Genomic DNA, 25,012 nt, shown 5'->3' with positions numbered 1-25,012 from the left:
ATGAGTACCACAACACGAAAATTTAAAACCGTTATCACCGATACGGGTGCAAAAAAATTAGCTCAGGCAGCCGCGCCAGATGGTAAGCCTGTCCGCCTGACTCATATGGCCGTGGGCGACGGCGGTGGTACTTTACCCACGCCAGACAGTAAGCAGACCCGTCTCGTGCATGAGGTGTGGCGACATACCGTTAATCGTGTCACCCAGGACGAAACACATCAGAACCGCATTATTGCGGAGCTGGTTATTCCTCCAGAAACGGGCGGATTCTGGATCCGGGAAATTGGTGTGTTTGATGAGCACGGTGATTTAATCGCGGTGGGCAATACTGCCGAAAGTTACAAGCCAGCCGTTGCCGAAGGGTCAGGGCGTGCGCAAACATTTCGCACCATCCTGACTGTATCCAGCACTGCCACCGTGGCGCTTACCGTGGATAACACCATGGTGATGGCCACGGTGGATTACGTGGATAACAAACTAAAAGAGCATGAACAGTCACGACGTCACCCGGATGCCTCGCTGACCGCAAAAGGCTTTACTCAGTTAAGCAGTGCGACCAACAGCACCTCCGAGTCACTGGCAGCAACGCCAAAGGCAGTAAAATCAGCCTATGACAATGCTGAGAAACGTCTGCAGAAAGACCAGAACGGTAACGATATTCCAGATAAGGGCGCTTTCCTGAACAACATTAATGCGGTCAGCAAAACCGACTTTGCTGCTAAGCATGGCATGCGTTATGTGCGCGTTAATGCTCCGGCAGGTGCAACACCGGGGAAATATTACCCTGTTGTTGTTATGCGCTCTGCTGGCTCAGTAAGCGAGCTGGCATCAAGAGTAATTATTACTACCGCAACACGAACTGCGAACGATCCACTAAATAACTGTGAGTTTAATGGATTCGTTATGCCTGGCGGCTGGACTGACAGGGGGCGTTATGCCTATGGAATGTTCTGGCAATATCAAAACAATGAACGAGCCATTCACTCAATAATGATGAGTAATAAGGGCGATGATTTGCGCTCTGTGTTCTATGTTGATGGCGCTGCTTTCCCTGTTTTTGCGTTTATCGAAGATGGTCTGTCAATATCCGTTCCGGCCGCAGATCTCGTTGTCAATGATACGACCTATAAGTTTGGAGCAATAAATCCGGCGACAGAATGTGTCGCGGCTGACGTTATCCTTGATTTTAAAAGTGGGCGCGGTTTTTATGAGTCCCATTCGTTAATCGTTAACGACAATTTGTCGTGTAAAAAACTGTTCGCAACAGACGAAATTGTAGCGCGCGGCGGCAATCAGATTCGAATGATAGGCGGGGAATACGGTGCGTTATGGAGAAATGACGGCGCTAAAACTTACCTGCTGCTTACCAACAAAGGTGATGTTTATGGCGAACATAATGCATTGAGAGCGTTTGCTGTTGATAACGCAACTGGTGAACTGACTGTTGGAACCAAACTGTCCGCAAGTCTGAACGGTAACGCATCGACAGCTACAAAGCTGCAAACGCCCAGACGGGTTTCTGGGGTTGAGTTTGATGGTTCCAAAGATATTACTTTAACCGCTGCGCATGTTGCTGCTTTTGCCAGAAGAGCAACGGGTACGTATGCCGATGCTGATGGGGGCGTTCCCTGGAATGCTGAATCAGGCGCTTACAATGTCACCCGCTCTGGCGACAGCTATATTCTGGTTAACTTCTATACCGGAGTCGGAAGTTGCCGCACCTTGCAGATGAAGGCGCATTACAGAAATGGAGGCCTGTTCTACCGTTCATCAAGAGACGGCTATGGTTTTGAAGAGGATTGGGATCAGCTTTACACATCGGCACATCCTCCGACAGAGCTTTACCCTGTGGGGTCTCCAATTCCGTGGCCTTCTGATTCAGTACCTACAGGCTATGCCATTATGCAGGGGCAAAGTTTTGATAAAGGCTCTTACCCTAAACTTGCGGTTGCCTATCCGTCCGGGGTTATTCCTGATATGCGTGGCTGGACAATTAAGGGTAAACCTGCCAGTGGTCGCGCCGTATTGTCTCAGGAACAGGATGGCATCAAGTCGCACACCCACAGTGCCAGCGCATCAAATACTGACCTCGGTACTAAAACGACCAGCTCATTTGATTACGGGACAAAAACGGTAAGCACGTTTAACCACGGTACAAAAACGACAAACAATACGGGAGCACATACGCACACTGTCGGTGGTCGCTATGGTGGTGACTCTGTTGGTGGTAAACAACGCGTACAGGTATCAGGAACCAACCAGGTGTCAAGCTCTGCCGGAGCGCACGCCCATACTGTTGATATTGGTCAGCATAATCACACGGTTGGCATTGGTGCCCATGCACACACTGTGGCATTGGGTGCGCACGGACATACCATCACGGTTAACGCTACTGGTAATGCGGAAAACACCGTAAAAAACATTGCATATAACTATATTGTGAGGCTTGCATGATTAATTTAATTCTTTCAGCACCAGTACCTGAAATGGCTGAAGCATTTAAGCGGGTATTCGCAAATGCAGATAATGTGGATGTTGTAGAAAAACCATTTGAAGCAATCCCGGAATTTGACTGCATGGTCAGTGCGGCAAACAGTTTCGGGCTAATGGATGGCGGCGTTGACGCTGCCATTACTGCATTCTTTGGTACTCAGTTACAGACACGTGTTCAGAATCATATTCTTCGTGAATATCTTGGTGAGCAGCCTGTAGGCACTGCATTTGTTATTGAAACGGGGGATAACAACCATCCCTGGCTGGTACATGCGCCAACAATGCGCGTTCCGCTGACCATTGACGGAACAGACGCTGTATATAACGCCACGTGGGCTGCTTTACTTGCCATCTTTCAGCACAATAAAAATGCAACGACAGACAGGAAAATAAAGACGGTGGTATTCCCTGCAATGGGGGCCGGATGTGGTCAGGTGCCGTTTGAAAGTGTTGCCCGGCAGATGAAGCAGGCATGGGATAACTTTAGTAAAAAAACAGAAGCAATTAACTGGGAATACGCACACTCCCGCCAGTTAGAAGTATTTAATACATGCGCATACTGCCCGGGTACTCCTGCCTGTCGTTATGCGGATATTAAATATATTGGACTCGGAGATTATCGGACGTATTGCTTACGGTCAGGGCAGGTATGCATTAATCCTGAACATCAGGTTGATGACGTGCTGACTAATAATCGTTCTCGCCCGGGGGCACATATGCATCAGATTAATCCGGTAAAATCCGTAGGTAATATTGCCATTGGCGCACACAGCCACGGAAGGAATATCACCATTGGTGCTCATTCCCATACCCCACATAAACAATAATTCTTTCTCTGATTAGAGGTGAAAATGACTTTCAGAATGAGTGCTGAAGCACAAACCATTCGCGTATTTAATTATCTCGATGGTACAAATGAATTTATTGGAGAAGGTGACGCATATATTCCACCGCATACAGGTCTGCCTGCAAACAGCACAGATATTGCGCCTCCTGATATTCCAGCGGGTTTTGCCGCCGTTTTCAATGCAGATGAAATGAAATGGGAACTGATGGAAGACCATCGCGGAAAGACTGTCTATGAAACAAAAACAGGAGCAGCCATTTATATTTCTGAACTTGGCGCATTACCATCTGATGTAACAACAATTTCCCCGACCGGCAACTATCAGAAATGGAACGGGAATGCGTGGGTGGACGATGAGAGCGCAGAACGTGATGCGCTTGTCAGGGCAGCAGAGTCCCGGAAGAAAGAGCAGATTGCATATGCAGGTGAAATTATTGCCACTCTGCAGGATGCTGTCGATTTGGATATGGCTACAGAAGAAGAGAAATTAAGTCTGACAAAATGGAAAAAATATCGGGTATTACTTAACCGCGTTCAGCCAGAAAATGCCCCTGATATAGAGTGGCCAGAATTAGTGTAAAAGTAAGGTGATTTAAGGAGCAAAACCGCCAATATATTTATTAGCGGTTTTTTCGTTAAATCAGAGCAGCTCAGAACAGCCCTTTAATCGAACTGGTCGCGCTGTTAAGGGATGATGTCACCTTATCTTTGAAGCCTGACAGCATATCGCTGAACGATGAGGATTGCAGGCGTTCCCGCAAATCCTCATCACAGCGTTCAAGGGTCAGGGAAAACTCTATCTTTTTCGCTTTCCCGTAGCGATCCAGTTCAGAGCGGGTCGTGCTCGTTTCGGTCAGAACATACATGCCGTAAATCTGCCCGACGCCATCAATCAGAGGCCACGGGCGTCCCGCATACGCCTGCGTGGTCAGCAGCGACAGCGACACTTCGCCGCCTGTAATCTCAGGATAAAGCACGCCAGAAAGAACGATGCGATCATCACCTGCACCGATATACTGCCAGCTTGCTGAACGGTTAACGCGCTCGTTTTTCACATGTCGCCAGCTTTTGTTTTGCTGTAACTGCTGATGCGGCAATGTGCGCAATTCAAAAACAAACATGCCGTAGATCATCATCATGGCACGACTCCTTACTCTTTATCATAAAAGCTGCCACGCCCGGCACGGGTACGCCGCTCCAGTTCTGCCCTGACCATTTCGCCGACCAGTTTCGCCAGTTCGCGGGGATTCTGCGTAACAACGTTATGCAGATGGACATGAATTTCACCACCAAATCCGGGGGTCGCAGCCTCCCGGCTGCGGGAAGATGCGGAAACGGGCGCAACTGGCGCACGTGCGGCCTCCACGACCGGACGGGAGCTTGCTGCAACAACAGGGGGCAACACCGGAGATAACGGAGCCGGGACCACGGGTGTGATGTTGATTGCGGAAGCAGGCCTACTGACCTGCGCAATCTTCCGCTCCTGCCACTCCCCACGAACAGCAAGCGCACGGGGCAGGTTCTTAAAGACAATATCACCGGGGCCGATACGCTTTTTCGTCTCATCAACCAGCCTGCCTGTGTTATCTGCAATTTTGCTGAGCCTGCGCAGCGTGCCAGTGTTGTTGTCCGTGAGCGGCTTGTTGTCTTTAGGCTTATCGCCTCCGGTCCCTGTTTCCGCAGACTTCGGTGGATTGATTTTTGCCAGGTCCCCCTGAAGCAAAGCAACCTTGTCCTGAAGAATGGCCGCACGCTGCGCGTCTTCGATTTTCTTTCTCGCCCTTTCCGCTTCATCTGGAAGGACGCCAAGTTTTTCCAGTATCCATGCCAGCGTATCCAGCAGCATTTTTGCAGGCGTCAGGACAAGCTGTAACGCACCGCCAAGAACGTTGCCGAACACCTCGCCAGCACTGGTGCATTTATCCAGCGTTTCCTTGCTGGATTCCATCGGTGACAGCAGCGATGTAAACCAGTTAAAGACCTGAATCACGCCATCACGAACCAGTTCGAAAACAGGGCCAAACCGTTCAAAGGTTTCGCGTAACGGGGCCAGCCGCTCCATAATCCCGCTGAACACCCCGGCAAAAAATGCCCTGATTGGGTCCCAGTATTTCCAGATGAGAACGGCAGCTCCGGCAAGCGCAGCTACGATAAGACCGACCGGGCTGAACAACGCCCCGATAGCGCCTCCCAGTAAAGAGACGGAACCCGCCACCATTCCCCACAGCGCTGGCAGGACCCTGACAGCATTCATTGATCCGGTCAGGAGGGAAAAACCAAGACGCAGTTTTGCCAGCGGGCCAGCAAGCACCCCAAGAGCCAGTGACAACGAGCCAACCGTTGCAGTCATTGCCAGCAGCGCACCGCCTGCAATCAGTAGCTGGCGCGTCAGTGCCGGATGGGCCTGCGCCAGCTCCGTCACCTTTGAGACCACCCGAGTGAGCCACTGCGTGACAGAGCGCAGCGGACCGTCAATCAGATCCGCAATGCGGATACGCAGCCCCTCCCATGCACTGCCGAGTGATTTCAGGTCGCCATCAAGGTTATTGGCCATAACCTTTGCCGTGCGTTCAGCCTCACCGCGTGCGCCTTCAAGTTCTTTTCTCAGTTTGGGCAGAGAACCGTCACCTGCCGCATCAACGAGGGCCATAAATGACGTGAAGGCCTCTTCTCCGGCTATGTCCTTAAAGAACGATACCCGGTCAACTTCCCCGTATTTGCGGGTGGCTTTATAAAGGTCGGCCAGCACATCCTCCATCGGGCGCATTTTGCCGTTCGCATCAGAGACAGCCACACCAAGCTCTTTCAGCGCCTCTGCTGCCGCCTTTGGCGGTGATGCCAGACGAGCAAGGCTGGCACGCATTGCCGTCCCGGCATCACTCCCTCTGATACCCATATTCGCCAGCACGCCCGCCATCGCTGCGGCCTGCTCCAGCGATATTCCCAGCTTACCCGCCACCGGACCTGCATATTTCATGGTTTCGCCCAGCGCGCGAAGGTCGGTGTTAGTACGGGTAAACGCCGCAGTAAGTGTGTCGCCGACCCGGTCCATCTGGTCAGCAGAGAGGCCGAACTGCGTCAGGATATTTGAGCCAATATCCGCCGTCTCGCCAAGGTCCATACCGCCAGCCGTTGCCATGCTCAGCACGCCGGGAAGCGCAGCCTGAATGGCTTCTGGTGTGAAGCCAGCCATAGCAAGAAATGCCTGCCCACTGGCGGCATCACTCGCAGTAAACTGCGTTTCAGAGCCGAGCTTTAGCGCCTGCTCACGCAGCGCCTTAAACTGCGGGCTGTTCTGGTCAATTCGCGTCAGCGCCTGCACACGGGACATCTCTTTCCCGAATCCGATAGCGGGCTGCAAAAAACGCCCGGCAGCATAGCCGCCAGCCGCTGCCGCACCAGTTGCCAGCGCACCACCTGTTTTCAGTTTTCCCGCAGTTTCCTGCGCGCGTGAATACCGCTCACGCGCCCGCGTTACACGCGCAAGCGCCTGTCGTTCGCGTTCAAGCTGGTTGTTGTACTGTTCGGTGCGTCTGATGGCCTGCTGGATGGTGTTATCGCTGCCTGTCAGGGAAATACCGTGGCGTTTAAGCTCTCCGCCAAGCTCCCGCATTTTCTGAATTTCCCGCGTGCGCGATTCATTCAGGCGTTCAAGCCGGGTGCTTAACTGCTGCATCAGCCTTTGTTGTTTTTCGCTGAGCACAGTACCCGTGCGTTGTAACTGATGAAGGGCGTTAAGCTGGCGTCGTGCTTTCACGATGCCAGCATCCGCTTTACTGACAGCATCGCGGGCGCGCTCAAATGAACGCGCCTGACGCTCGAGATTTTTGATCGCCCCCTGCGTTCGCTGGATGGAGTCACCAAACTGTCCCATCAGGCGGCGGGCGTTTTCGGCTGGCCGGGTCAGCCTGTCAACAGCACTGAAGGCGACCCGAATGTCAAGAGTCTTCATCGTCTGCATTCCCACTGCGAAGTGCCGCCCGCTCACGCCAGCTAACCACTTCGCCGGGCGTCATCATGAAGATTTCGGCGGGCGACCAGTTAAAAATAACGGCAATATCTGCCACAAAGTCTTCTATGTGCTCAAAGCACACAACCGTGATCAGGCTTCCGTCGCCTGTTCGTTCTTCCCGCCAGAGTCCGCACCGCTCAAAAAATTTACGGCAACCACACATAACTGAATAAAGTCACAGGATGCCATTTTTTTGATCGTCACTTCATCCAGTCGCGGTGATGTCACGCGTGACAACAGCGTAAACATGGATTCCGCTTTCAGATTCAGCACATCAGACAGCGACAGACCACGCAGGGATCCAGCCTGCTCAATAGCCCCGGTGATCTCCACATACGTGATTTTTTCGTCGCCTCGCTCAATTGGCTGGGTAAGTTTTACGCCGCGCTCGCTGGTTTCTTTCGCAGTATCAGCAACCACCACAGCGTTTTCAGTATTGGTATTTTTCGTCTCTTTCATCAGAAAACTCCTTTCAGTCAGAGGCGACGCACTGCGCCGCCTGCATATTACTTATCAGCCGAGCCCGAGCGCGGAGCGGATGCGGTCGGGTACAATGTCCTTGCCATCCTTCCGGTAGATGTGGTTCACCAGGTCAATTTCCCACACCGGACGATCGTTAATACTCAGCTTGTAGTAGGTGTTTTTGACAGCGTAAGTGTGTGACGTGGCTTCGCCCTGTTTGGCCTCCCCCATATCAATTTCCGTCACACGCCCGCGCATCTCGATTTCATACAGGTCGCTTTCTGCATCGGTGTAGTATTCACCCGCAAAACGCAGCAGCGTGCCGTCCATTGTTCCGCCATATTTAAGGAACAGCGCACGAACGGCGCCACCCATGACAAAACTCGCATCAAGCGCGGAATCGTCCAGACCGAGGTCGATACTCACCGCCCCCATCATGCCACCACCACGATAGCTGTCGGTTTTACGCGTCAGTTTAGGCGGGGTGACAGACGTCACCTTACCCACTTCATTTTCACCATCCACAAACAGCGTAAAAAAACGAAGATGTTTTGGTACGGCCATTAAGCACCTCCAAGCACTGCAAATGCAGGACCAAAGAACTCATCAGTGAACGCCTGGTAAAGCTCCATATCTTCCAGCGGAGGAACGGGCGTATATTTATAGCGAATACGCACGCGCCCCTGTCGCAATTCTGTGGTGCTGTTATCCACGATGTCATACCAGCACGATGCGCCAATCAGTTTCCCGGCAGTAACCAGCGAATCAAGTTTTGCCCTCATAGCGCTGATAACATCCTTCACGTTCGCAGGCGTCAGTGGACTGTCGATGGTTTCAAACTGCGCTTCCGCAACCGTGTCAGCCAGCACCTGTGCGGTTCGGGTATACACCTCAAAAATGTAGGCGTTCGTTTCCGGCGTACGGTTACCCCAGAAGCGGAACCCGTTGCGGCGAATGATGGTTGTGATTTCTTTGTTGTTGAGGCTGTTGGCATCGCTGTCTTCGGCCTGCAACGACCAGAACACATGCCTGGACATCCCCAGCACATTTTTGACCGGAACGTTGGACAGCGATTTGTGCCAGCCCTGCTCATGGTCAATGTACGCACGAAGGCCGCACGCGTAGGCAGGCGCGGGGAAAACCTCATTCTCGCCACTTTTCGGGTTGTAAGCGATGAAGTCCGGCCACAGGAGCATCAGCTCGCGTTCGTTGAATTTTTCACGGTACGCAATGGCTTCAGCCATCGTGTTGCAGCCGTGACATGAGGCATATACAAACGCGCGCAGTTTACCTGCAATCACGCACAGGGATTTGGTCACCGCCTCCGTATCCAGGCCCGGCGCGGCCAGAATACGCGGACGGTACCCAATGCTTTCATCCTGCTCTGCAACAAGCAGCGCATACATCCCCGTATAGCTGCCGTCGGATTCAGAACCACCGATAACCAGTTGATCCTGTGTTTTTCCGTCTTCTTCTTTGTGTTCAGCCACGCGAACCACAATCACTTTTGTGCTCACCTGGTCTGCAATGGGTTTTAGCGCACGGTAAAGCGTCCCCGTTGTCCCGCATTTTCCCAGCACGTCATTGACGCGGGTCACTAATGCGGGCTTGTTCAGCGGGAACAGCTTCGCGTCCGCATCGTCCGCCGTTGCCACGATACCGATAACGCTGGAATCAACGTCGTTAATTGCTGTTACCAGGTCGGTACTTTCCGTAACGCGGGCGCCATGAAAGCGAGTTTCACTCATAGTTCCAGCCCCTTGTATCCGTTAAATGATTCGGCAACAATCATCACCCACCACGCGCGTAATCTCATCCCTGCGCCGTTCTTGCCGCCCGGCGACAACAAAAAGCAGTAACCCCGCCCGCACACACATGCGACCATGCTGCACAGGGAGGAAGCCGATGATTAACACCACCATGCAACTGTTCAACCAGAGTACTGACCCCGTGAAGATGCCTGATTTTGATATTCTCGCGGAGGGGAAAACGCTGTCCGGTGTGGCAGAACGCCTGATGAGCCTGTCACTGACCGACAACCGGGGATTTGAGGCAGACCAGCTCACCATCACGCTGGATGATGCTGATGGTCAGTTGCAGTTGCCGCCACGGGGCGCTCGCCTGACGGTTCTCATTGGCTGGAAAGGGGAACCGCTGACTGAAAAAGGCACTTACATTGTTGATGAAATTGCTCATGAAGGACCGCCAGACAGACTGACCATTTCAGCCAGAAGCGCAGATTTTCGGGATGAATTTAACGTCAAGCGCGAAGTATCCTGGCATGATGTGACCGTTGAACGCGTGGTGTCTGCAATTGCTCACCGATACGGCCTGAAACCGCAAATCAGCGAAATGCTGATGGATATCGAAATCGACCACGCAGACCAGACCGAAGAAAGCGACATGTCCTTCCTTACACGCATGGCGGAAATGCTGGGCGCAATCACCACGGTAAAAAGCGGTAATCTGTTATTCATCATGCCAGGTGGTGGCGTGAACGCGCAGGGAAAACCATTGCCATCGTTTGCCATCACACGCAGCAGCGGCGATCGCCATCAGTTTCGCATTGCTGACCGCGAGGCGTATACGGGTGTACGCGCCTACTGGCTTGATCTTAATTACGGGAAAAAGAAAAAAGTCAGCGTGAAACGCCGCAAACCGAAAAAGGAGAAAAGCAGCAGCCGGGAAGGCGACTATATGGAAGGCGCGGAAGGCAACGTGTTTGTGTTACGCAAGACTTATCAGAACGAGCAGGCAGCAAGACGCGCAGCGGCGGCAAAGTGGCAGCAGCTACAACGTGGAGCCGCATCATTTTCCATCACGCTGGCACGTGGACGAGCAGAACTCTATCCCGAAATGCATGGCACGGTAACAGGCTTTAAAAGCGAGATTGATAATCAGGACTGGATTATTGCAAAAGCCGAGCACACCATTGACAACAGCGGCTTTACCACTCAGCTTGAGCTTGAAGCAAAAATCCCGGAATGGATAGCAGAAACAGAGTGAGCAACTTAGAATAGCGGCAGCACCACGTTAAGGGAGGTCGCTATGTTCCGTTGTCCGCTTTGTGGCGCATCTGCCCGTATCCGCACCAGTCGTTCGGAAAATGATTCAGATACCGTACGGAAAAAATATTACCAGTGTAACAACCTGGAATGCGGCGTATGCTTCTCAACACTGGAGGCTTTCCATAAATTCACATCGAAACACGCCCCCTGCGTTCACTCTTCAGAGGGCATCCCGTGGAATGAGCTACCAGCTTCACACAGGGGAAACAACCAGATGAGTTTGCCCTTACCTCAGAATTAACAGGCTGAATTGCCGGAGTAACAAAAAAGCGATAGATTACGCGCGGGTGCCTTTCGGCTGATGGCTGGAGGGAATACCCGAAGGCCAGATGTGGAAAGGCCCCGGTTAAACTTTTATGTTCAACTCGGGGCACTAACCACATAACCTTCGCAAGTGACAGGTTAGCGCCTCTCCAACAAAGGAGCAAGTGCTATGTCGCAAAAATCGCTGATGGCCATCACGTTCTGCGTGACGGCAACCCTTATCATCTGGATGCTGCACGGTTCGCTGTGTGAAATACGGATGAGCTTCTGGGGAGCGGAGTTTGCGGCGTTCTTACAGTGTAAGCAGTAAGGAAACCGCGACGGGGGAGCAATCCCCCGTCAATCGGTTGCTAAGGCTGGCCGAAGTGGCACCCTATCCCATGGACACAAACAAGAAAACCCGCAGCGTAAATACTGCGGGTTTTCTTTTTGGCACCCTCACAAATGAGGGCACCACCCGTAAGCAATAGGCATAACAAATCAATTTGTTATCATATCGGCAGCAGTAACCACACAAGAGGTGCCGCAGATGATGCAAAATATACGATGCAAAAATTGCTATAAATTACTTGCCCGCGCCTCATTTCACCACATTGAAATAAAATGTCCGCGTTGCAAAACCCTTAACCAGATAACGAGAGCCATCGAGCACCCCACACACATGAGGAGCAATGACCGTGGGGATCGCAATCCAGCACAAAACAGCCCATACCCCGGAATACACTAAGATTTACCAGACTGACAATGCCACGCTCTGCTGTGGGAATGCACTGGAAATATTGCCGCTGATTGAGCCAGAAAGCATTGATGCCTTAATCACTGATCCGCCTTACAGTTCAGGGGCAACACACAAGGCGGGACGCACCAACCAGGGCAGCCATGCAAAATATCTGAACGACAAGAACCTTCACCGCTTTGATGGATTTGCGGGTGAAAACATGGATGCCCGTTCGTGGGCTTACTGGACACAATTATGGATGGCACAGGCATACCGCGCAGTCAGGCCGGGCGGTTATGCCCTGGTGTTTACTGACTGGCGGCAACTGCCAGCTTTAACCGATGCGTTTCAGGCCAGCGGCTTTACATGGCGTGGAATCGTTGCGTGGAACAAAGGGAGGGGGTCACGAACACCCCATACCGGGTATTTCCGGCATCAGTGCGAATACATCGTCTGGGGTAGCAAAGGCCATTTAGGTAAATCGCCTTCGGGACCGTTCGACGGCTGCATGACGTTCCCGGTTACCCCGTCAAAGAAACTGCATCCGACCGGAAAACCAGAAGAACTTATGGCAGAACTGGTCAGGACTGCGAATAGTGGCGGAACAGTCCTTGATCCTTTTATGGGGTCAGGAACAACGGGTATTGCAGCACTGAAAGCAGGACGCAAATTTATTGGTATAGAAACCAGTGATCATTATTTTGATGTAGCAACACAACGGCTCAAAACGGCGATCGAACCATAAGACAAAGCCCGCAATGTTGCGGGCTTACTCTACCTCTCGAAAATGTGGTCACTGCGTGGACACGCGATGATACAAATCCTTTTATATCAATAAATTAAATCATTATTTTTTTCATCAACAAGGATTTTCACGTTTGTGGTACCTGTATGAGAACGAGAGTTAACCGGACAAGTGTGCCATAATCTCGCGGCCAGGCATACTTGCGATGATTTCAGGTATAAGGATACGTAATGATACAACCAATTTCCGCCCCTCCTGGGCAACCACCGGGTCAGGGGGATAAACTGTCGTCTGGCGCAGGCAATCAGCCTTTATCCAGCTTGCAACGTACAGTGCTGGAAAGTTTGATAACCAAAGTGACTTCGCTGACGCAACAGCAGAGCGCGGAATTGTGGGCTGGTATAAAGCACGACATCGGTCTGCCGGGCGATTCACCGTTACTTTCACGCAATTTCCCCGCCGCAGAACAAAACCTTGCACAACGTTTACTGGCCGCGCAAGAAAGCCATTCTGTCCGCCAGCTTTTGGCGCAATTGAGCGAGTACTTACGACTGGGGAATAATCGTCAGGCGGTCACAGATTACATTCGTCATAACTTTGGTCAGACGCCGCTGAATCAACTCTCACCGGAGCAATTAAAAACCGTCCTGACGCTGTTACAGGAAGGGAAGATGGTTATTCCGCAGCCGCAACAGCGCCAGGCGACCGATCGCCCTTTGCTACCGGCAGAACACAATACGCTTAAGCAACTGGTGACTAAACTCGCGGCGGCAACAGGAGAACCCAGCAAACAGATTTGGCAATCTATGCTGGAACTTTCTGGGGTAAAAAATGGAGAGTTGATCCCGGCCAAAATGTTTACCCACCTGGTTACCTGGTTGCAGGCACGCCAGGTGTTAAGTCAGCAAAATACACCGACACTGGAGTCGCTTCAGATGGCGCTAAAACAGCCACTGGATGCCAGCGAGTTGACAGTATTATCGAGCTATGTTGAGAAAAAATATGGCCTTTCTCAGCATTCAGCCCTGACTTCCGCACAGGCCGAGGATATCCTCAACCAGCTTTATCAACGGCGGGTGAATGGGATTGAACCGCGAGATATTCAACCGTTGCTCAATCCCTTTACGCCATTCATTAACACGATGCAAGAAATGGCCATGCGCCCCAGCCTGTGGATATTGCTGACCGCCATCATCGTGATATTGGTCTGGTTATTGAGTTAACCACGACGAAATGACAGTATCGTCACGATAATCCCCAGCACCGCCGATATCGCCCCAGCAAGGAATACCGACGAGTAGCCAAATGTGGTCGCCAGGACACCTGCCAGTGGCCCGGAAACACCGAGGGCGATATCCTGAAACGCCGCATAACCGCCGAGCGCAGTACCGCGAACCTGAGACGGAACGCGCTTAACCACTTCCACACCAAGCGCCGGGAAGATAAGTGAACACCCTGCCCCGGTTAACGCCGCACCGGCTAACGCCACCCACGCGCCAGGCGCTTGCCAGAGCAGCAACAAACCTACCGTTTCGACAAGCAAAGAGACAATCGCCACTTTCACGCCGCCAAAACGGTCTGGCATCCAGCCGAACATGACGCGCATCACGACAAATGCGCCGCCAAATGCGGTGAGCGTAAAGCCTGCCATCGCCCATCCTTTGCTGGCAAAGTAGAGCGATACAAAGGTTCCGATAACCGCAAAGCCAACGCCCTGAAGCGCCAGACCAAGACCCGGTTTCCAGATAAGTCCGACAACGCTCCACAGTGATGGACGTTCTCCCGCCATTGCCGGTACTTTGCGTACTGTGCCGTTACAAGCCCACGCCAGCAGGGGCAATGCCATTGTCGTAAGCGCCAGTGCGGCAAAACCGTAATGGCTATGAATCAACAAGCCAAGCGGTGCGCCCACCGCCAGTGCGCCATAAATCGCCATTCCGTTCCACGACATCACTTTGCCTGAGTGTTTTGGCCCGACAATGCCCAATCCCCAGGTCAAAGCGCCCGTCAGTAACTGGCTTTCGCCAAAACCAAGAATCAAACGCCCGACGACCAGCAGGGCAAATTTAATTGGTGCGGAGACAGGCAAAAGCGCCGCCAGCAGCAGCGCGCCGCCAGCCAGACCACAGGCGAACATGCCCTGAAGCGCCGAACGTTTTGCACCATATTGATCGGCCAGTCGTCCGGCGTAGCCACGCGTCAGCACCGTAGCCAGAAACTGAATGCCGACGGCAATCCCGACCATGGTGTTGCCATAGCCCAGTTCATGATGAACAAACAGCGGGATAACCGGCAACGGCAGTCCTACGGTCATATAGGTTAGAAAAACCGCAAAAGCGATGCGGAAGAGCGAAAAATTGGCAGAAGATCGTGTTTCTGTTTGGCTTACAGCAGTCATGCATTACTCCAGAATGCAGCGCAAGGCGAGGAGTCTCCCCGTCTCATCTCTCTGGTTTTCAGGGTTACGGTGCGTTGGCAGGATTTAACGCGTACGTCTTTTCAGAAGGAAATCGACAAAATGGGAAGTTTGCCTGGAACAGGCGGCGATTGTCAATGATGTGAAAAAGGGAACCATCGGGTTCCCTTTTGCGTTAGTGCCGGATGCGACATTGCCGCGTATCGTCGGATGCGACGCTGGCGCGTCTTATCCGACCTACTCCGAATTAATCTTTCAGCTTACGCATTACCAGTGTGGCGTTGGTGCCGCCGAAGCCGAAGCTGTTAGACATCACGGTGGTCAGTTCGCGATCGGTCGTTTCGGTCACGATGTTCAGACCCGCAGCCTGCTCGTCCAGCTCTTCAATGTTGATGCTCGGGGCGATAAAGCCGTGTTCCAGCATCAGCAGAGAGTAGATAGCTTCCTGTACGCCAGCAGCGCCCAGAGAGTGACCGGTCATTGCTTTGGTTGCAGAAATCGCCGGGCTCTTATCGCCGAACACTTCACGGATAGCCGCCAGCTCTTTCACGTCGCCAACCGGAGTCGAAGTACCGTGGGAGTTCAGGTAGTCGATTGGGGTATCAACACCGTGCATCGCCATCTTCATGCAGCGCACTGCGCCTTCGCCAGACGGAGCAACCATGTCTGCGCCATCAGACGTTGCGCCGTAGCCAACGATTTCAGCGTAGATATGAGCACCACGAGCCAACGCGTGTTCCAGTTCTTCGACCACCACCATACCGCCGCCGCCAGCGATAACGAAACCGTCACGGTGAGCGTCATAAGTACGGGAGGCTTTTTCCGGGGTGTCGTTGTATTTGGTAGACAGCGCGCCCATTGCGTCGAATTCGCAGGCCATTTCCCAGCACAGCTCTTCGCCGCCGCCGGCAAACACGATGTCTTGTTTGCCCAGTTGGATCTGCTCTACTGCGTTACCGATACAGTGTGCGGAAGTCGCACACGCGGAGCTGATGGAGTAGTTAACGCCGTGGATTTTGAACGGCGTGGCGAGGCAGGCAGAAACGCCAGATGCCATCGCTTTAGTGACCACATACGGGCCAACCGCTTTCAGGCCACGCGGGCCGCGCATTGCGTCAGCGCCGAACACCTGGAAACGCGGAGAGCCGCCGCCGGAACCTGCAATCAGGCCAACGCGCGGGTTATTCTGGTAAGCTTCCGGGGAGAGGCCAGCATCTGCAATTGCCTGCTCCATAGAAAGGAATGCATAAATGGATGCGTCGCTCATAAAGCGCACAACTTTGCGGTCAATGAGGCCAGTGGTATCCAGTTTTACGTTGCCCCAAACGTGGCTACGCATGCCGGAATCCTTCAGCTCCTGAGAGAAAGTGATCCCTGAGCGTCCTTCACGCAGAGATGCCAGGACTTCCTGCTGGTTATTACCGATGCTGGAAACAATGCCCAGGCCAGTAATCACTGCACGTTTCATTCAATACCTCTGTAAGTCGCACATAGAGTAAGTTTCGAATGCACAATAGCGTACACTTGTACGCCGAACAAGTCCGATCAGCCAATTAATAGAGAAATTTGCGCAGCCTGGCACACATCGCTAAGATCGAGCCACCGCCTGTAAGACGAGTAACTTACGTGAAACACTACTCCATACAACCTGCCAACCTTGAATTTAATGCTGAGGGTACACCTGTTTCCCGAGATTTTGACGATGTCTATTTTTCCAACGATAACGGACTGGAAGAGACGCGTTATGTTTTTCTTGGGGGTAACCAATTAGAGGCACGCTTTCCTGAGCATCCGCATCCTCTGTTTGTGGTAGCAGAAAGCGGCTTCGGCACCGGATTAAACTTCCTGACGCTTTGGCAGGCATTTGATCAGTTTCGCGAAGCGCGTCCACAGGCGCAGTTAAAGCGCCTCCACTTTATAAGTTTTGAGAAATTTCCCCTCACCCGTGCGGATTTAGCGCTAGCGCACCAACACTGGCCGGAACTTGCGCCGTGGGCGGAACAGCTTCAGGCGCAGTGGCCTTTGCCCCTGCCCGGTTGCCATCGTTTATTGCTCGATGAAGGCCGCGTAACGCTGGATTTATGGTTTGGCGATATAAACGAACTGACCAGCCAACTGGACGATTCGCTAAATCAAAAAGTAGATGCCTGGTTTCTGGACGGCTTTGCGCCAGCGAAAAACCCGGATATGTGGACGCAAAATCTGTTTAACGCCATGGCACGACTGGCGCGTCCGGGCGGCACGCTGGCGACATTTACTTCTGCCGGTTTTGTCCGCCGCGGTTTGCAGGAAGCCGGATTCACCATGCAAAAGCGTAAGGGCTTTGGGCGCAAACGGGAAATGCTTTGCGGAGTGATGGAACAGACATTACCACTCCCCTGCTCCACACCGTGGTTTAATCGTACGGGCAGCCGCAAACGGGAAGCGGCAATTATCGGCGGCGGCATTGCCAGCGCGTTGTTGTCGCTGGCACTATTACGTCGCGGCTGGCAGGTAACGCTTTATTGCGCGGATGAGGCCCCCGCGCTGGGTGCTTCCGGCAATCGCCAGGGGGCGCTGTATCCGCTTTTAAGTAAACACGATGAGGCGCTAAACCGCTTTTTCTCTAATGCATTTACTTTTGCTCGTCGGCTTTACGACCAATTACCCGTTAAATTTGATCATGACTGGTGCGGCGTAACGCAGTTAGGCTGGGATGAGAAAAGCCAGCATAAAATCGCACAGATGCTGTCGATGGATTTACCCGCAGAGTTGGCCGTAGCCGTTGAGACAAATGCGGTTGAACAAATTACGGGCGTTGCGACAAATTGCAGCGGTATTACTTATCCGCAAGGTGGCTGGCTGTGTCCGGCGGAATTGACCCGTAATGTGCTGGTACTGGCGGAACAGCAAGGTTTGCAGATTCGTTATCAACATCAGTTACAGGATTTATCCCGTAAGGATGACGGTTGGTTGTTGAATTTTGCAGGTGATCAGCACGCGACGCATAACGTGGTGGTACTGGCGAACGGGCATCAAATCAGCGGTTTCAGCCAAACATCATCTCTGCCAGTATATTCGGTTGCCGGGCAGGTCAGCCATATTCCGACAACGCCGGAACTGGCAAAACTGAAGCAGGTGCTGTGCTATGACGGTTATCTCACGCCACAAAATCCGGCGAATCAACACCATTGTATTGGTGCCAGTTATCATCGCGGCAGCGAAGAGACGGCGTACAGTGAGGACGATCAGCAGCAGAATCGCCAGCGGTTGATTGATTGTTTCCCGCAGGCACAATGGGCGAAAGCGGTTGATGTCAGTGATAAAGAGGCGCGCTGCGGTGTGCGTTGTGCCACCCGCGATCATCTGCCAATGGTAGGCAACGTGCCTGATTATGACGCTACACTCGTGGAATATGCGTCGCTGACGGAGCAAAAAGATGAGGCGGTAAGCGCGCCGATTTATGACGATCTCTTTATGCTTGCTGCTTTGGGTTCGCGTGGTTTGTGTTCTGCCCCACTGTGCGCCGAAATTCTGGCGGCACAGATGAGTGAAGAACCGATTCCGATGGATGCCAGTACGCTGGCGGCGTTAAATCCGAATAGGTTATGGGTGCGGAAGTTGTTGAAAGGTAAAGCGGTTAAGGCGGGGTAATCTGCTTTGGCATTGTTTGTCGGATGCGGCGTGAACACCTTATCCGACCTCGTGTGACCTGTAGGCCTGATAAGACGCAATAAGCGTCGCATCAGGCATGGTGCTCCCAATGTCGGATGCGGCGTGAACGCCTTATCCGACCTACGTGTGACATGTAGTCCTGATAAGACGCGGTAAGCGTCGCATCAGGCATGGTGCTCCAGACGCCAACAACTTACTGCTGTGACGCCTGCTGAAACAGGTGTTCCCACATATCGGTTACCAGCGCCTGGTCCCGCGGCGACAACTCACCGGCACCAATAGCTTTTTCCAGACTCTGGCTAACGGTCGTATGCACCGCCTGAGCGGAGTGGTCATCACCACTTTCCAGTTCTGCGATGGCTAATGTCAGGTGGCCACGCAAATACCCACTGGCAAACAACTCATCATCACTGGCATGGTCAACCATACCGTCGATTAATGCCAGAATGCGTGATTCAAACTCCGCGATCATCTTCTTTCCTCATTGTAAAACGTGGCGCCGGCTTCAGTTGAGCGCTTCCGGCCACGGGAATTGTTCCGCCGTAAGTTCCGGCGTGTGATAATAATTTTGTAATGCTTTAATTAAGCGTGCCGGACGTTCTGGAATACCGTTAGCCAGATAATCCATCACCTGCGCATGTACTCGCCGTTGAAACACCACACGATCCGGTTCGAAATCCCCTTCCAGATTGTCGCAACTGACGTTAAACGGATATCCAGCCGCCACGCAGAACAACCAGTCGAGCGCCTGCGGCTTCACTTCAACATCTTCAAACTGGCTTTGCGTTTGGGCATCGCGACCGTCCGGGCAATACCAGTAACCGAAATCAACCAGCTCACGGCGCGCTTTCCCGGCAATACACCAGTGCGAAATCTCGTGGATGGCGCTGGCGTAAAAGCCATGAGCGAAGACGATTCGGTTATACGGTACTTCCGCATCAGCAGGAAGATAGATCGGTTCGTCGTCGCCTTTAATCAGACGGGTATTAAATTCATCGGCAAAGCAGCTATTAAAAATTTCAATTAACTGCTCATAGTGGTGTGTACTGTTCATTAGTTCATCCCCAACCAGTGGAGGATCTCCTGTCCGTGGCTATCATAAAGTAATTTGGCACTCATCACCGCCGAGACGATAACGATCATCGGGCGGATCAGCTTTTGTCCTTTGCTCAACACCAGTCGTGAACCCATGCGCGCGCCGAGGAACTGCCCCACCAGCATCACAAAGCCCGTCGCCCAAATCACTTTGCCGCCGAGAATAAACAGCAGTAAACCGCCGATATTTGACGTTGCGTTGAGTAATTTTGCGTGAGCCGTGGCTTTGGCGAGGTTGAATCCGCACAGGGTAACGAAGGCCAGCGCGTAAAACGATCCGGCTGCCGGACCAAAGAATCCGTCATAAAAACCGACGCAACCACCGGCAATTAACGCGAAGGGCAAACCGTACATCCGGCGCTGGCGATCTTCTTCACCCAGCTTTGGCATCAGCAAGAAATAGAGGCCGATGCAAATCACGAGGATGGGCAATATCTGCCGTAATATATCGGCCTGAACATATTGCACCAGCAGTGCGCCACTCATTGAGCCGACAAAGGTCATGGCGATATTGAGTTTTTGATCGCTTAAACTAACCACTTTGCGGCGAATAAAGTAGATAGTGGCGGAAATAGAGCCGCCGCAGGCTTGCAGTTTATTGGTTGCCAGCGCATTAGCGGGAGACATCCCCGCCGCCATCAATGCCGGAATGGTGAGTAACCCACCGCCACCGGCAATCGAGTCGATAAATCCCGCCAGCATGGCGACAAAAAAGAGAACACCTAGCAACAGCGGGGAAACCATAAACAGGCTATTAAACGTTTCCATTAGATCACGTGCTCATCCAGTAGCGCCTGGCAGGAAGGCGGCAACGGAGGCGGTGTCTTCTTCTCAGGCTTTGTTGTTCCCGGTTTTGGAGGTTCAAACCAGCTTTGCAGTTCTGCCCCGCAACCATCGCCTGGTGGCGGTAAAGGTTGATCTTCACACTCCAGACTATCGGCAGGACAACGTAATCGTACATGCATATGCGCGCGATGCTGGAACCAGGGTCGCACTTTGCGCAACCAGTCGCGATCGGTGCCGGCATCAAGGCAAAGTTGTTGTTTAATCGCTGGATTAACAAAAATGCGCGTGACGTCTTTGTCCTGGGCGGCGAGTTTGATCAAGCTGAAAATTTCCGGCTTCCACAGCGTCGGGACAACGTGTTTACCGTCGCGGGAAACCAAATCTAACGCTTGCGGGCGCAAGAGTTGCGCGGAGGTCCAGCGTGTTTTCGGCAGTTGCAGGAAGATATCGACATCCAGTCCGGTCTGGTGGCTGGCGTGACCGCCGTTGAAACGCCCACCAGCAGGCATCCCCATATCGCCAATCAACACCGTCCCCATGCCCAGATTGCTCACCTGACTACTCAGACGTTGGATAAACATCACCAGGTCCGGGTGACCGAAGTAGCGACGCTGATCGGTACGCATGACCTGATAATGTTCGGACTGTATCGGCAGCGTGTCAGCGCCGACGATACAACCATTGGAGAAACTACCTATCGATTGTGCGCTACCCGGCACAGGTTGGGTTATTTTTTGCCACGGCGTCGCTGCCTGGCTGACGCTACTAGCAAGCAGGGCCAGCAGCGCAATCGCAGTTTTGTTCATTTTTTACCAGCGTGGAATATCAGTCTTCACATCGGCATTTTGCGCCCGCTGCCGTAACAGGTGATCCATTAAAACGATCGCCAGCATCGCTTCAGCGATCGGCACCGCGCGGATCCCGACACAAGGATCGTGACGACCTTTGGTGATCATCTCAACTTCTTCGCCAAAGCGGTTAATGGTGCGCCCCGGCACGGTAATGCTGGAGGTCGGTTTCAGCGCCATATGGGCAATGATTTGCTGCCCGCTGCTGATACCGCCAAGAATGCCGCCCGCATGGTTGCTCTGGAAACCGTCTTTAGTGATTTCGTCACGGTTCTGGCTGCCGCGCAGCGCCACCACGTCAAAACCATCACCGATTTCCACGCCTTTCACCGCGTTGATGCTCATCAGCGCATGGGCGATGTCGGCATCCAGGCGGTCAAAGACCGGCTCGCCAAGTCCGGCGGGGACGCCACTGGCAACAACGGTGACTTTCGCGCCAATGGAGTCGCCCTCTTTTTTCAGCGCGCGCATCAGTTCATCTAAGGCTTCGATTTTGTCCGGGTCCGGGCAGAAGAACGGATTTTGCTCGACCTGCGACCAGTCTTTGATTTCCAGCGGAATGTCGCCCATTTGGGTCAGGCAGCCGCGAATTTCGACACCGAATTTCTCAGCAAGATATTTTTTGGCAATCGCCCCTGCCGCAACGCGCATGGCGGTTTCACGGGCGGAAGAGCGTCCACCGCCGCGATAGTCGCGCAAACCGTATTTTTGTTCGTAGGTGTAATCGGCATGGCCTGGACGGAAAACGTCCTTAATTGCGCTGTAATCCTGAGAACGCTGGTCGGTGTTTTCTATGAGTAGGCCAATGCTGGTGCCGGTGGTCACACCTTCAAAAACACCGGAGAGAATTTTGACCTGATCCGGCTCGCGGCGCTGGGTGGTATAGCGCGATGTCCCAGGGCGGCGGCGGTCAAGATCGTGTTGCAGATCCGCTTCCGTCAGCGGAATGCCTGGCGGAACACCATCGACGATGCAACCGAGCGCCAGCCCGTGCGATTCGCCGAAGGTGGTTACGCGAAAGAGTTGTCCAATTGTGTTTCCAGCCATCACGGCTCCGTTATTGTTGTGTTTGCGTGTTTATTTAATCTTTATAAATCGCGAAATGTTCACGTGCGGCAATAAGCTGCGCTTTGGTGAGCATAAACACACCGTCGCCGCCGTTATCAAACTCCAGCCAGGTGAACGGAACATCCGGATATTGTTCCATAAGATGTACCATGCTGTTGCCGACTTCACAAATCAGCACACCATCATCAGCAAGATAATCTGCCGCGTTACCGAGAATGCGGCGGGTCAGTTTCAGGCCGTCGGTACCAGACGCCAGGCCCAGTTCCGGCTCGTGACGGTATTCATTTGGCAGGTCGGACATATCTTCCGCATCGACATACGGCGGGTTGGTGACGATCAGGTCGTACTGCACTTTCGGTAAATCACGGAACAGATCGGAACGAATCGGGATGACGTTGTGGATCAGACCGTGTTCTTCGATGTTCTGTTCGGCAACCGCCAGCGCGTCTGGAGAGATGTCCACCGCGTCGACTTCAGCTTCCGGGAAGGCATAAGCACAGGCAATGGCAATACAGCCGCTCCCGGTACACATATCTAAAATATGCTGCGGTTGTTTACTGATGAGTCCGGCAAATTTATTGTTGATCAGTTCACCAATCGGCGAGCGCGGCACCAGCACGCGTTCATCGACGTAAAATTCATGGCCGCAGAACCACGCTTTGTTGGTCAGATAAGCCACCGGAATGCGTTCGTTGACGCGGCGGATCACGCGCTCAACAATGCGGTGTTTTTCGCTGGAGGTCAGACGCGCATTGCGCATATCTTCCGGAATATCCAGCGGCAGGTAGAGCGAAGGCAACACCAGCTGTACGGCTTCATCCCATGGGTTATCGGTGCCGTGACCGTACCAGATATTTGCCGCACTGAAGCGGCTAACCGACCAGCGCAACATGTCCTGAATGGTTTGCAGCTCATTTACTGCTTCATCAACGAAAATTTTATCCACGTATTCCTCCAGGGCATGATCGCAATAATTTCGGCGGCTAGTTTGCCATGAAGATGACGATAAATCAGCATTCACGCGCGGTGAGTGAGGAAAAATACGTTTAAAACGATCGATTGCGCGACGAGTCGGGTAAACTGTAGGGAAATTAGAAATAGAGACACATCAATGAAAAAGAAAACAACACTTAGCGAGGAGGACCAGGCTCTGTTTCGCCAGTTGATGGCGGGGACTCGCAAGATAAAGCAAGATACGATTGTCCACCGACCGCAGCGTAAAAAAATCAGCGAAGTGCCGGTTAAGCGGTTGATTCAGGAACAGGCCGATGCCAGCCATTATTTCTCAGATGAGTTTCAGCCGTTATTGAATACCGAAGGCCCGGTGAAATATGTCCGCCCGGATGTAAGCCATTTTGAGGCGAAGAAACTGCGGCGCGGTGATTATTCACCGGAGTTGTTTCTTGATTTGCACGGTCTGACGCAGCTACAAGCCAAACAGGAGCTGGGCGCGTTGATTGCCGCCTGCCGCCGTGAACATGTGTTTTGCGCCTGTGTGATGCATGGGCATGGTAAGCATATTTTGAAGCAACAAACACCACTGTGGCTGGCGCAACATCCGCATGTGATGGCGTTTCACCAGGCCCCCAAAGAGTACGGTGGTGATGCGGCGTTATTGGTGTTGATTGAGGTGGAAGAGTGGCTGCCGCCTGAGTTGCCCTGAACGCAAAACCGGATACGGCATAAACGCCGTATCCGGTTTGGTCGCTACAACATATTCAGCACATACTGGAATCGGCAAGTGGAATCTATTGGCTGCGGTGTAGTAGTATCGACACGCACCACAATATCATGTAGTTGTTTGTCGGTTATCGCATGTCGGTTTGGTATGGTTGTCACTTTGCTATCTGTACAACCATATGACGTAAAAGTGATCATTTGCGAAATAAAACGACAATATGCGCCACGCTCGTTAAATTGGCTACCATCACACAACTTGCCATCCTTCATCAAAAAGGTAGGGAGTGTATTTTCGATTATCCCTCCCGTGGATTTCAATGATAACAGCTTGCTATGCACTACCGAATTTGGACTCCATGAAACATCATAAGGGTCTAAAGGAACTGGCGGACAGGTGGAGTTAAACGCTGAAGGCCCCAGGTAAACAGTACCAGTCGCTCTTGCTTGTGTTTTGATATTACTGGTCACTATCCAGGGACAGCTACCGGGATCGCCTTCAACGATAATATCCATGATAACCTTACTACAACTAAAACCTCCCGATGTCGGCAACCCTGGGCAATTCGATGAGTCAATATAATCCCCACTTTTCACATTAATTTCTGGTGCTGTCCCTGGCCCATTCCAGGATATATTGGGAATATCTCCGGTATAAAGAGTATAACCATCCCGGTGATATGTTCCCTGATAGACGCCAGATAAAGTTTGGACATTAAGTTCATACCAGATTGCGGTATTACCGTTACCGGCATACCCCATCAACGTGTGCATATCACGAAATATTGTTGATGCCATCGCGGTGGGTACCATTAGTATCAACACTAGTAAGCAAAAAACATGGCGTAATTTTTTCATT

At 52.5% G+C, this 25,012-nt stretch carries 26 protein-coding genes; 11 read left to right on the top strand and 15 right to left on the bottom strand.

Annotated elements, in window-relative coordinates; translation table 11 throughout:
- From D9738_RS17060 to D9738_RS17050, 3 genes are read left to right on the top strand one after another with little or no spacing between them, the layout of a single operon-like run.
- A complete protein-coding gene (locus D9738_RS17060) occupies window positions 1–2,454 on the top strand; it encodes a phage tail protein (RefSeq protein WP_130260704.1) in 2,454 nt (817 codons plus the stop codon).
- A complete protein-coding gene (locus D9738_RS17055) occupies window positions 2,451–3,320 on the top strand; it encodes a macro domain-containing protein (RefSeq protein WP_130260703.1) in 870 nt (289 codons plus the stop codon). The genes D9738_RS17060 and D9738_RS17055 overlap by 4 nt, the downstream gene beginning before the upstream one ends.
- 24 nt (window positions 3,321–3,344) lie before the next feature.
- Window positions 3,345–3,920 carry a tail fiber assembly protein gene (locus D9738_RS17050; RefSeq protein ID WP_059270204.1) on the top strand — a complete coding sequence of 192 codons (576 nt, stop codon included), beginning with the start codon at window positions 3,345–3,347 and terminating at the stop codon, window positions 3,918–3,920.
- Window positions 3,921–3,990: 70 nt separating this feature from the next.
- On the opposite strand, the gene D9738_RS17045 is transcribed toward D9738_RS17050, so the two are convergent.
- From D9738_RS17045 to D9738_RS17015, 6 genes are read right to left on the bottom strand one after another with little or no spacing between them, the layout of a single operon-like run.
- Entirely contained in the window at window positions 3,991–4,479 is a 489-nt protein-coding gene (locus D9738_RS17045) for a phage tail protein (protein ID WP_044708906.1), read from the bottom strand.
- An 11-nt stretch (window positions 4,480–4,490) separates the two neighbouring features.
- Window positions 4,491–7,292 carry a phage tail tape measure protein gene (locus D9738_RS17040; protein ID WP_130260702.1) on the bottom strand — a complete coding sequence of 934 codons (2,802 nt, stop codon included), beginning with the start codon at window positions 7,290–7,292 and terminating at the stop codon, window positions 4,491–4,493.
- Window positions 7,279–7,434: a GpE family phage tail protein gene (locus D9738_RS17035; RefSeq protein ID WP_122989310.1), complete on the bottom strand. Its 156-nt coding sequence runs from the start codon at window positions 7,432–7,434 to the stop codon at window positions 7,279–7,281. Before D9738_RS17035 ends, D9738_RS17040 begins: the two co-directional genes overlap by 14 nt.
- A gap of 8 nt (window positions 7,435–7,442) precedes the next feature.
- Window positions 7,443–7,811 (bottom strand): hypothetical protein, encoded by a 369-nt coding sequence (locus D9738_RS17025; RefSeq protein WP_059273740.1) that lies wholly within the window; start codon window positions 7,809–7,811, stop codon window positions 7,443–7,445.
- A 54-nt stretch (window positions 7,812–7,865) separates the two neighbouring features.
- Window positions 7,866–8,378, bottom strand: a complete 513-nt coding sequence (locus D9738_RS17020; RefSeq protein WP_059249405.1) for a phage major tail tube protein — start codon at window positions 8,376–8,378, stop codon at window positions 7,866–7,868.
- On the bottom strand, window positions 8,378–9,562 hold the full coding sequence (locus D9738_RS17015) for a phage tail sheath family protein (RefSeq protein ID WP_059273741.1): 1,185 nt from the start codon (window positions 9,560–9,562) through the stop codon (window positions 8,378–8,380). Before D9738_RS17015 ends, D9738_RS17020 begins: the two co-directional genes overlap by 1 nt.
- Before the next feature lie 157 nt (window positions 9,563–9,719).
- Here D9738_RS17015 and D9738_RS17010 point away from each other — a divergent pair, with 157 nt between their 5' ends.
- The 6 genes from D9738_RS17010 to flk all read left to right on the top strand — a co-directional run bounded on the left by D9738_RS17010 (window position 9,720) and on the right by flk (window position 13,832).
- A complete protein-coding gene (locus tag D9738_RS17010; protein WP_130260701.1) occupies window positions 9,720–10,820 on the top strand; it encodes a phage late control D family protein in 1,101 nt (366 codons plus the stop codon).
- Between the two features lie 42 nt (window positions 10,821–10,862).
- Window positions 10,863–11,123: an ogr/Delta-like zinc finger family protein gene (locus D9738_RS17005; RefSeq protein ID WP_130260700.1), complete on the top strand. Its 261-nt coding sequence runs from the start codon at window positions 10,863–10,865 to the stop codon at window positions 11,121–11,123.
- A 192-nt stretch (window positions 11,124–11,315) separates the two neighbouring features.
- Window positions 11,316–11,456, top strand: coding sequence for a Hok/Gef family protein (locus D9738_RS17000; RefSeq protein WP_098401119.1), 141 nt, complete (start codon window positions 11,316–11,318; stop codon window positions 11,454–11,456).
- Window positions 11,457–11,675: 219 nt separating this feature from the next.
- A complete protein-coding gene (locus tag D9738_RS16995; protein WP_032165980.1) occupies window positions 11,676–11,873 on the top strand; it encodes a Com family DNA-binding transcriptional regulator in 198 nt (65 codons plus the stop codon).
- Entirely contained in the window at window positions 11,818–12,609 is a 792-nt protein-coding gene (locus D9738_RS16990) for a site-specific DNA-methyltransferase (protein WP_130260699.1), read from the top strand. Before D9738_RS16995 ends, D9738_RS16990 begins: the two co-directional genes overlap by 56 nt.
- 230 nt (window positions 12,610–12,839) lie before the next feature.
- A complete protein-coding gene (flk, locus tag D9738_RS16980; protein ID WP_130260698.1) occupies window positions 12,840–13,832 on the top strand; it encodes a flagella biosynthesis regulator Flk in 993 nt (330 codons plus the stop codon).
- Here flk and D9738_RS16975 read toward each other — a convergent pair.
- Window positions 13,829–15,007 carry an MFS transporter gene (locus D9738_RS16975; protein WP_130207268.1) on the bottom strand — a complete coding sequence of 393 codons (1,179 nt, stop codon included), beginning with the start codon at window positions 15,005–15,007 and terminating at the stop codon, window positions 13,829–13,831. The two genes, flk and D9738_RS16975, sit on opposite strands and share 4 nt — an antisense overlap.
- Window positions 15,008–15,272: 265 nt before the next feature.
- Entirely contained in the window at window positions 15,273–16,493 is a 1,221-nt protein-coding gene (gene fabB / locus D9738_RS16970; protein ID WP_000817178.1) for a beta-ketoacyl-ACP synthase I, read from the bottom strand.
- 158 nt (window positions 16,494–16,651) lie between these two features.
- Here fabB and mnmC point away from each other — a divergent pair, with 158 nt between their 5' ends.
- Window positions 16,652–18,658 carry a bifunctional tRNA (5-methylaminomethyl-2-thiouridine)(34)-methyltransferase MnmD/FAD-dependent 5-carboxymethylaminomethyl-2-thiouridine(34) oxidoreductase MnmC gene (gene mnmC, locus D9738_RS16965; RefSeq protein WP_130260697.1) on the top strand — a complete coding sequence of 669 codons (2,007 nt, stop codon included), beginning with the start codon at window positions 16,652–16,654 and terminating at the stop codon, window positions 18,656–18,658.
- Between the two features lie 214 nt (window positions 18,659–18,872).
- Here mnmC and D9738_RS16960 read toward each other — a convergent pair whose 3' ends face one another.
- The 6 genes from D9738_RS16960 to prmB are packed head-to-tail and all read right to left on the bottom strand — an operon-like array spanning window position 18,873 to window position 23,422.
- Entirely contained in the window at window positions 18,873–19,151 is a 279-nt protein-coding gene (locus D9738_RS16960) for a YfcL family protein (protein WP_000559761.1), read from the bottom strand.
- 33 nt (window positions 19,152–19,184) lie between these two features.
- Window positions 19,185–19,733 (bottom strand): elongation factor P hydroxylase, encoded by a 549-nt coding sequence (epmC, locus tag D9738_RS16955; protein WP_130257453.1) that lies wholly within the window; start codon window positions 19,731–19,733, stop codon window positions 19,185–19,187.
- Entirely contained in the window at window positions 19,733–20,542 is an 810-nt protein-coding gene (locus D9738_RS16950) for a sulfite exporter TauE/SafE family protein (protein WP_064526496.1), read from the bottom strand. The genes epmC and D9738_RS16950 overlap by 1 nt, the downstream gene beginning before the upstream one ends.
- Window positions 20,542–21,366: a penicillin-insensitive murein endopeptidase gene (mepA, locus tag D9738_RS16945; protein WP_130207274.1), complete on the bottom strand. Its 825-nt coding sequence runs from the start codon at window positions 21,364–21,366 to the stop codon at window positions 20,542–20,544. Before mepA ends, D9738_RS16950 begins: the two co-directional genes overlap by 1 nt.
- A 3-nt stretch (window positions 21,367–21,369) precedes the next feature.
- Entirely contained in the window at window positions 21,370–22,455 is a 1,086-nt protein-coding gene (aroC, locus tag D9738_RS16940) for a chorismate synthase (protein ID WP_130260696.1), read from the bottom strand.
- A 34-nt stretch (window positions 22,456–22,489) separates the two neighbouring features.
- The gene (gene prmB, locus D9738_RS16935; RefSeq protein WP_130207278.1) at window positions 22,490–23,422 is read right to left on the bottom strand and encodes a 50S ribosomal protein L3 N(5)-glutamine methyltransferase; all 933 of its coding nucleotides are present in this window, start codon (window positions 23,420–23,422) and stop codon (window positions 22,490–22,492) included.
- A 165-nt stretch (window positions 23,423–23,587) separates the two neighbouring features.
- Between prmB and smrB the strand changes: the two genes are divergently transcribed.
- Entirely contained in the window at window positions 23,588–24,139 is a 552-nt protein-coding gene (gene smrB / locus D9738_RS16930; RefSeq protein WP_000730806.1) for an endonuclease SmrB, read from the top strand.
- A gap of 44 nt (window positions 24,140–24,183) precedes the next feature.
- Here the strand turns inward: smrB and D9738_RS16925 are convergent, their stop codons facing one another.
- A complete protein-coding gene (locus tag D9738_RS16925; protein ID WP_130260695.1) occupies window positions 24,184–25,011 on the bottom strand; it encodes a StfH/YfcO family fimbrial adhesin in 828 nt (275 codons plus the stop codon).
- Between the last annotated feature and the right edge of the window lies 1 nt (window position 25,012).

It is taken from the genome of Escherichia sp. E10V5 (assembly GCF_004212315.1).
Classification (GTDB): Bacteria; Pseudomonadota; Gammaproteobacteria; order Enterobacterales; family Enterobacteriaceae; genus Escherichia.
The sequence above is the reverse complement of the archived record's forward strand: the minus strand, read 5'-3'. Positions and strand labels throughout refer to the sequence as shown.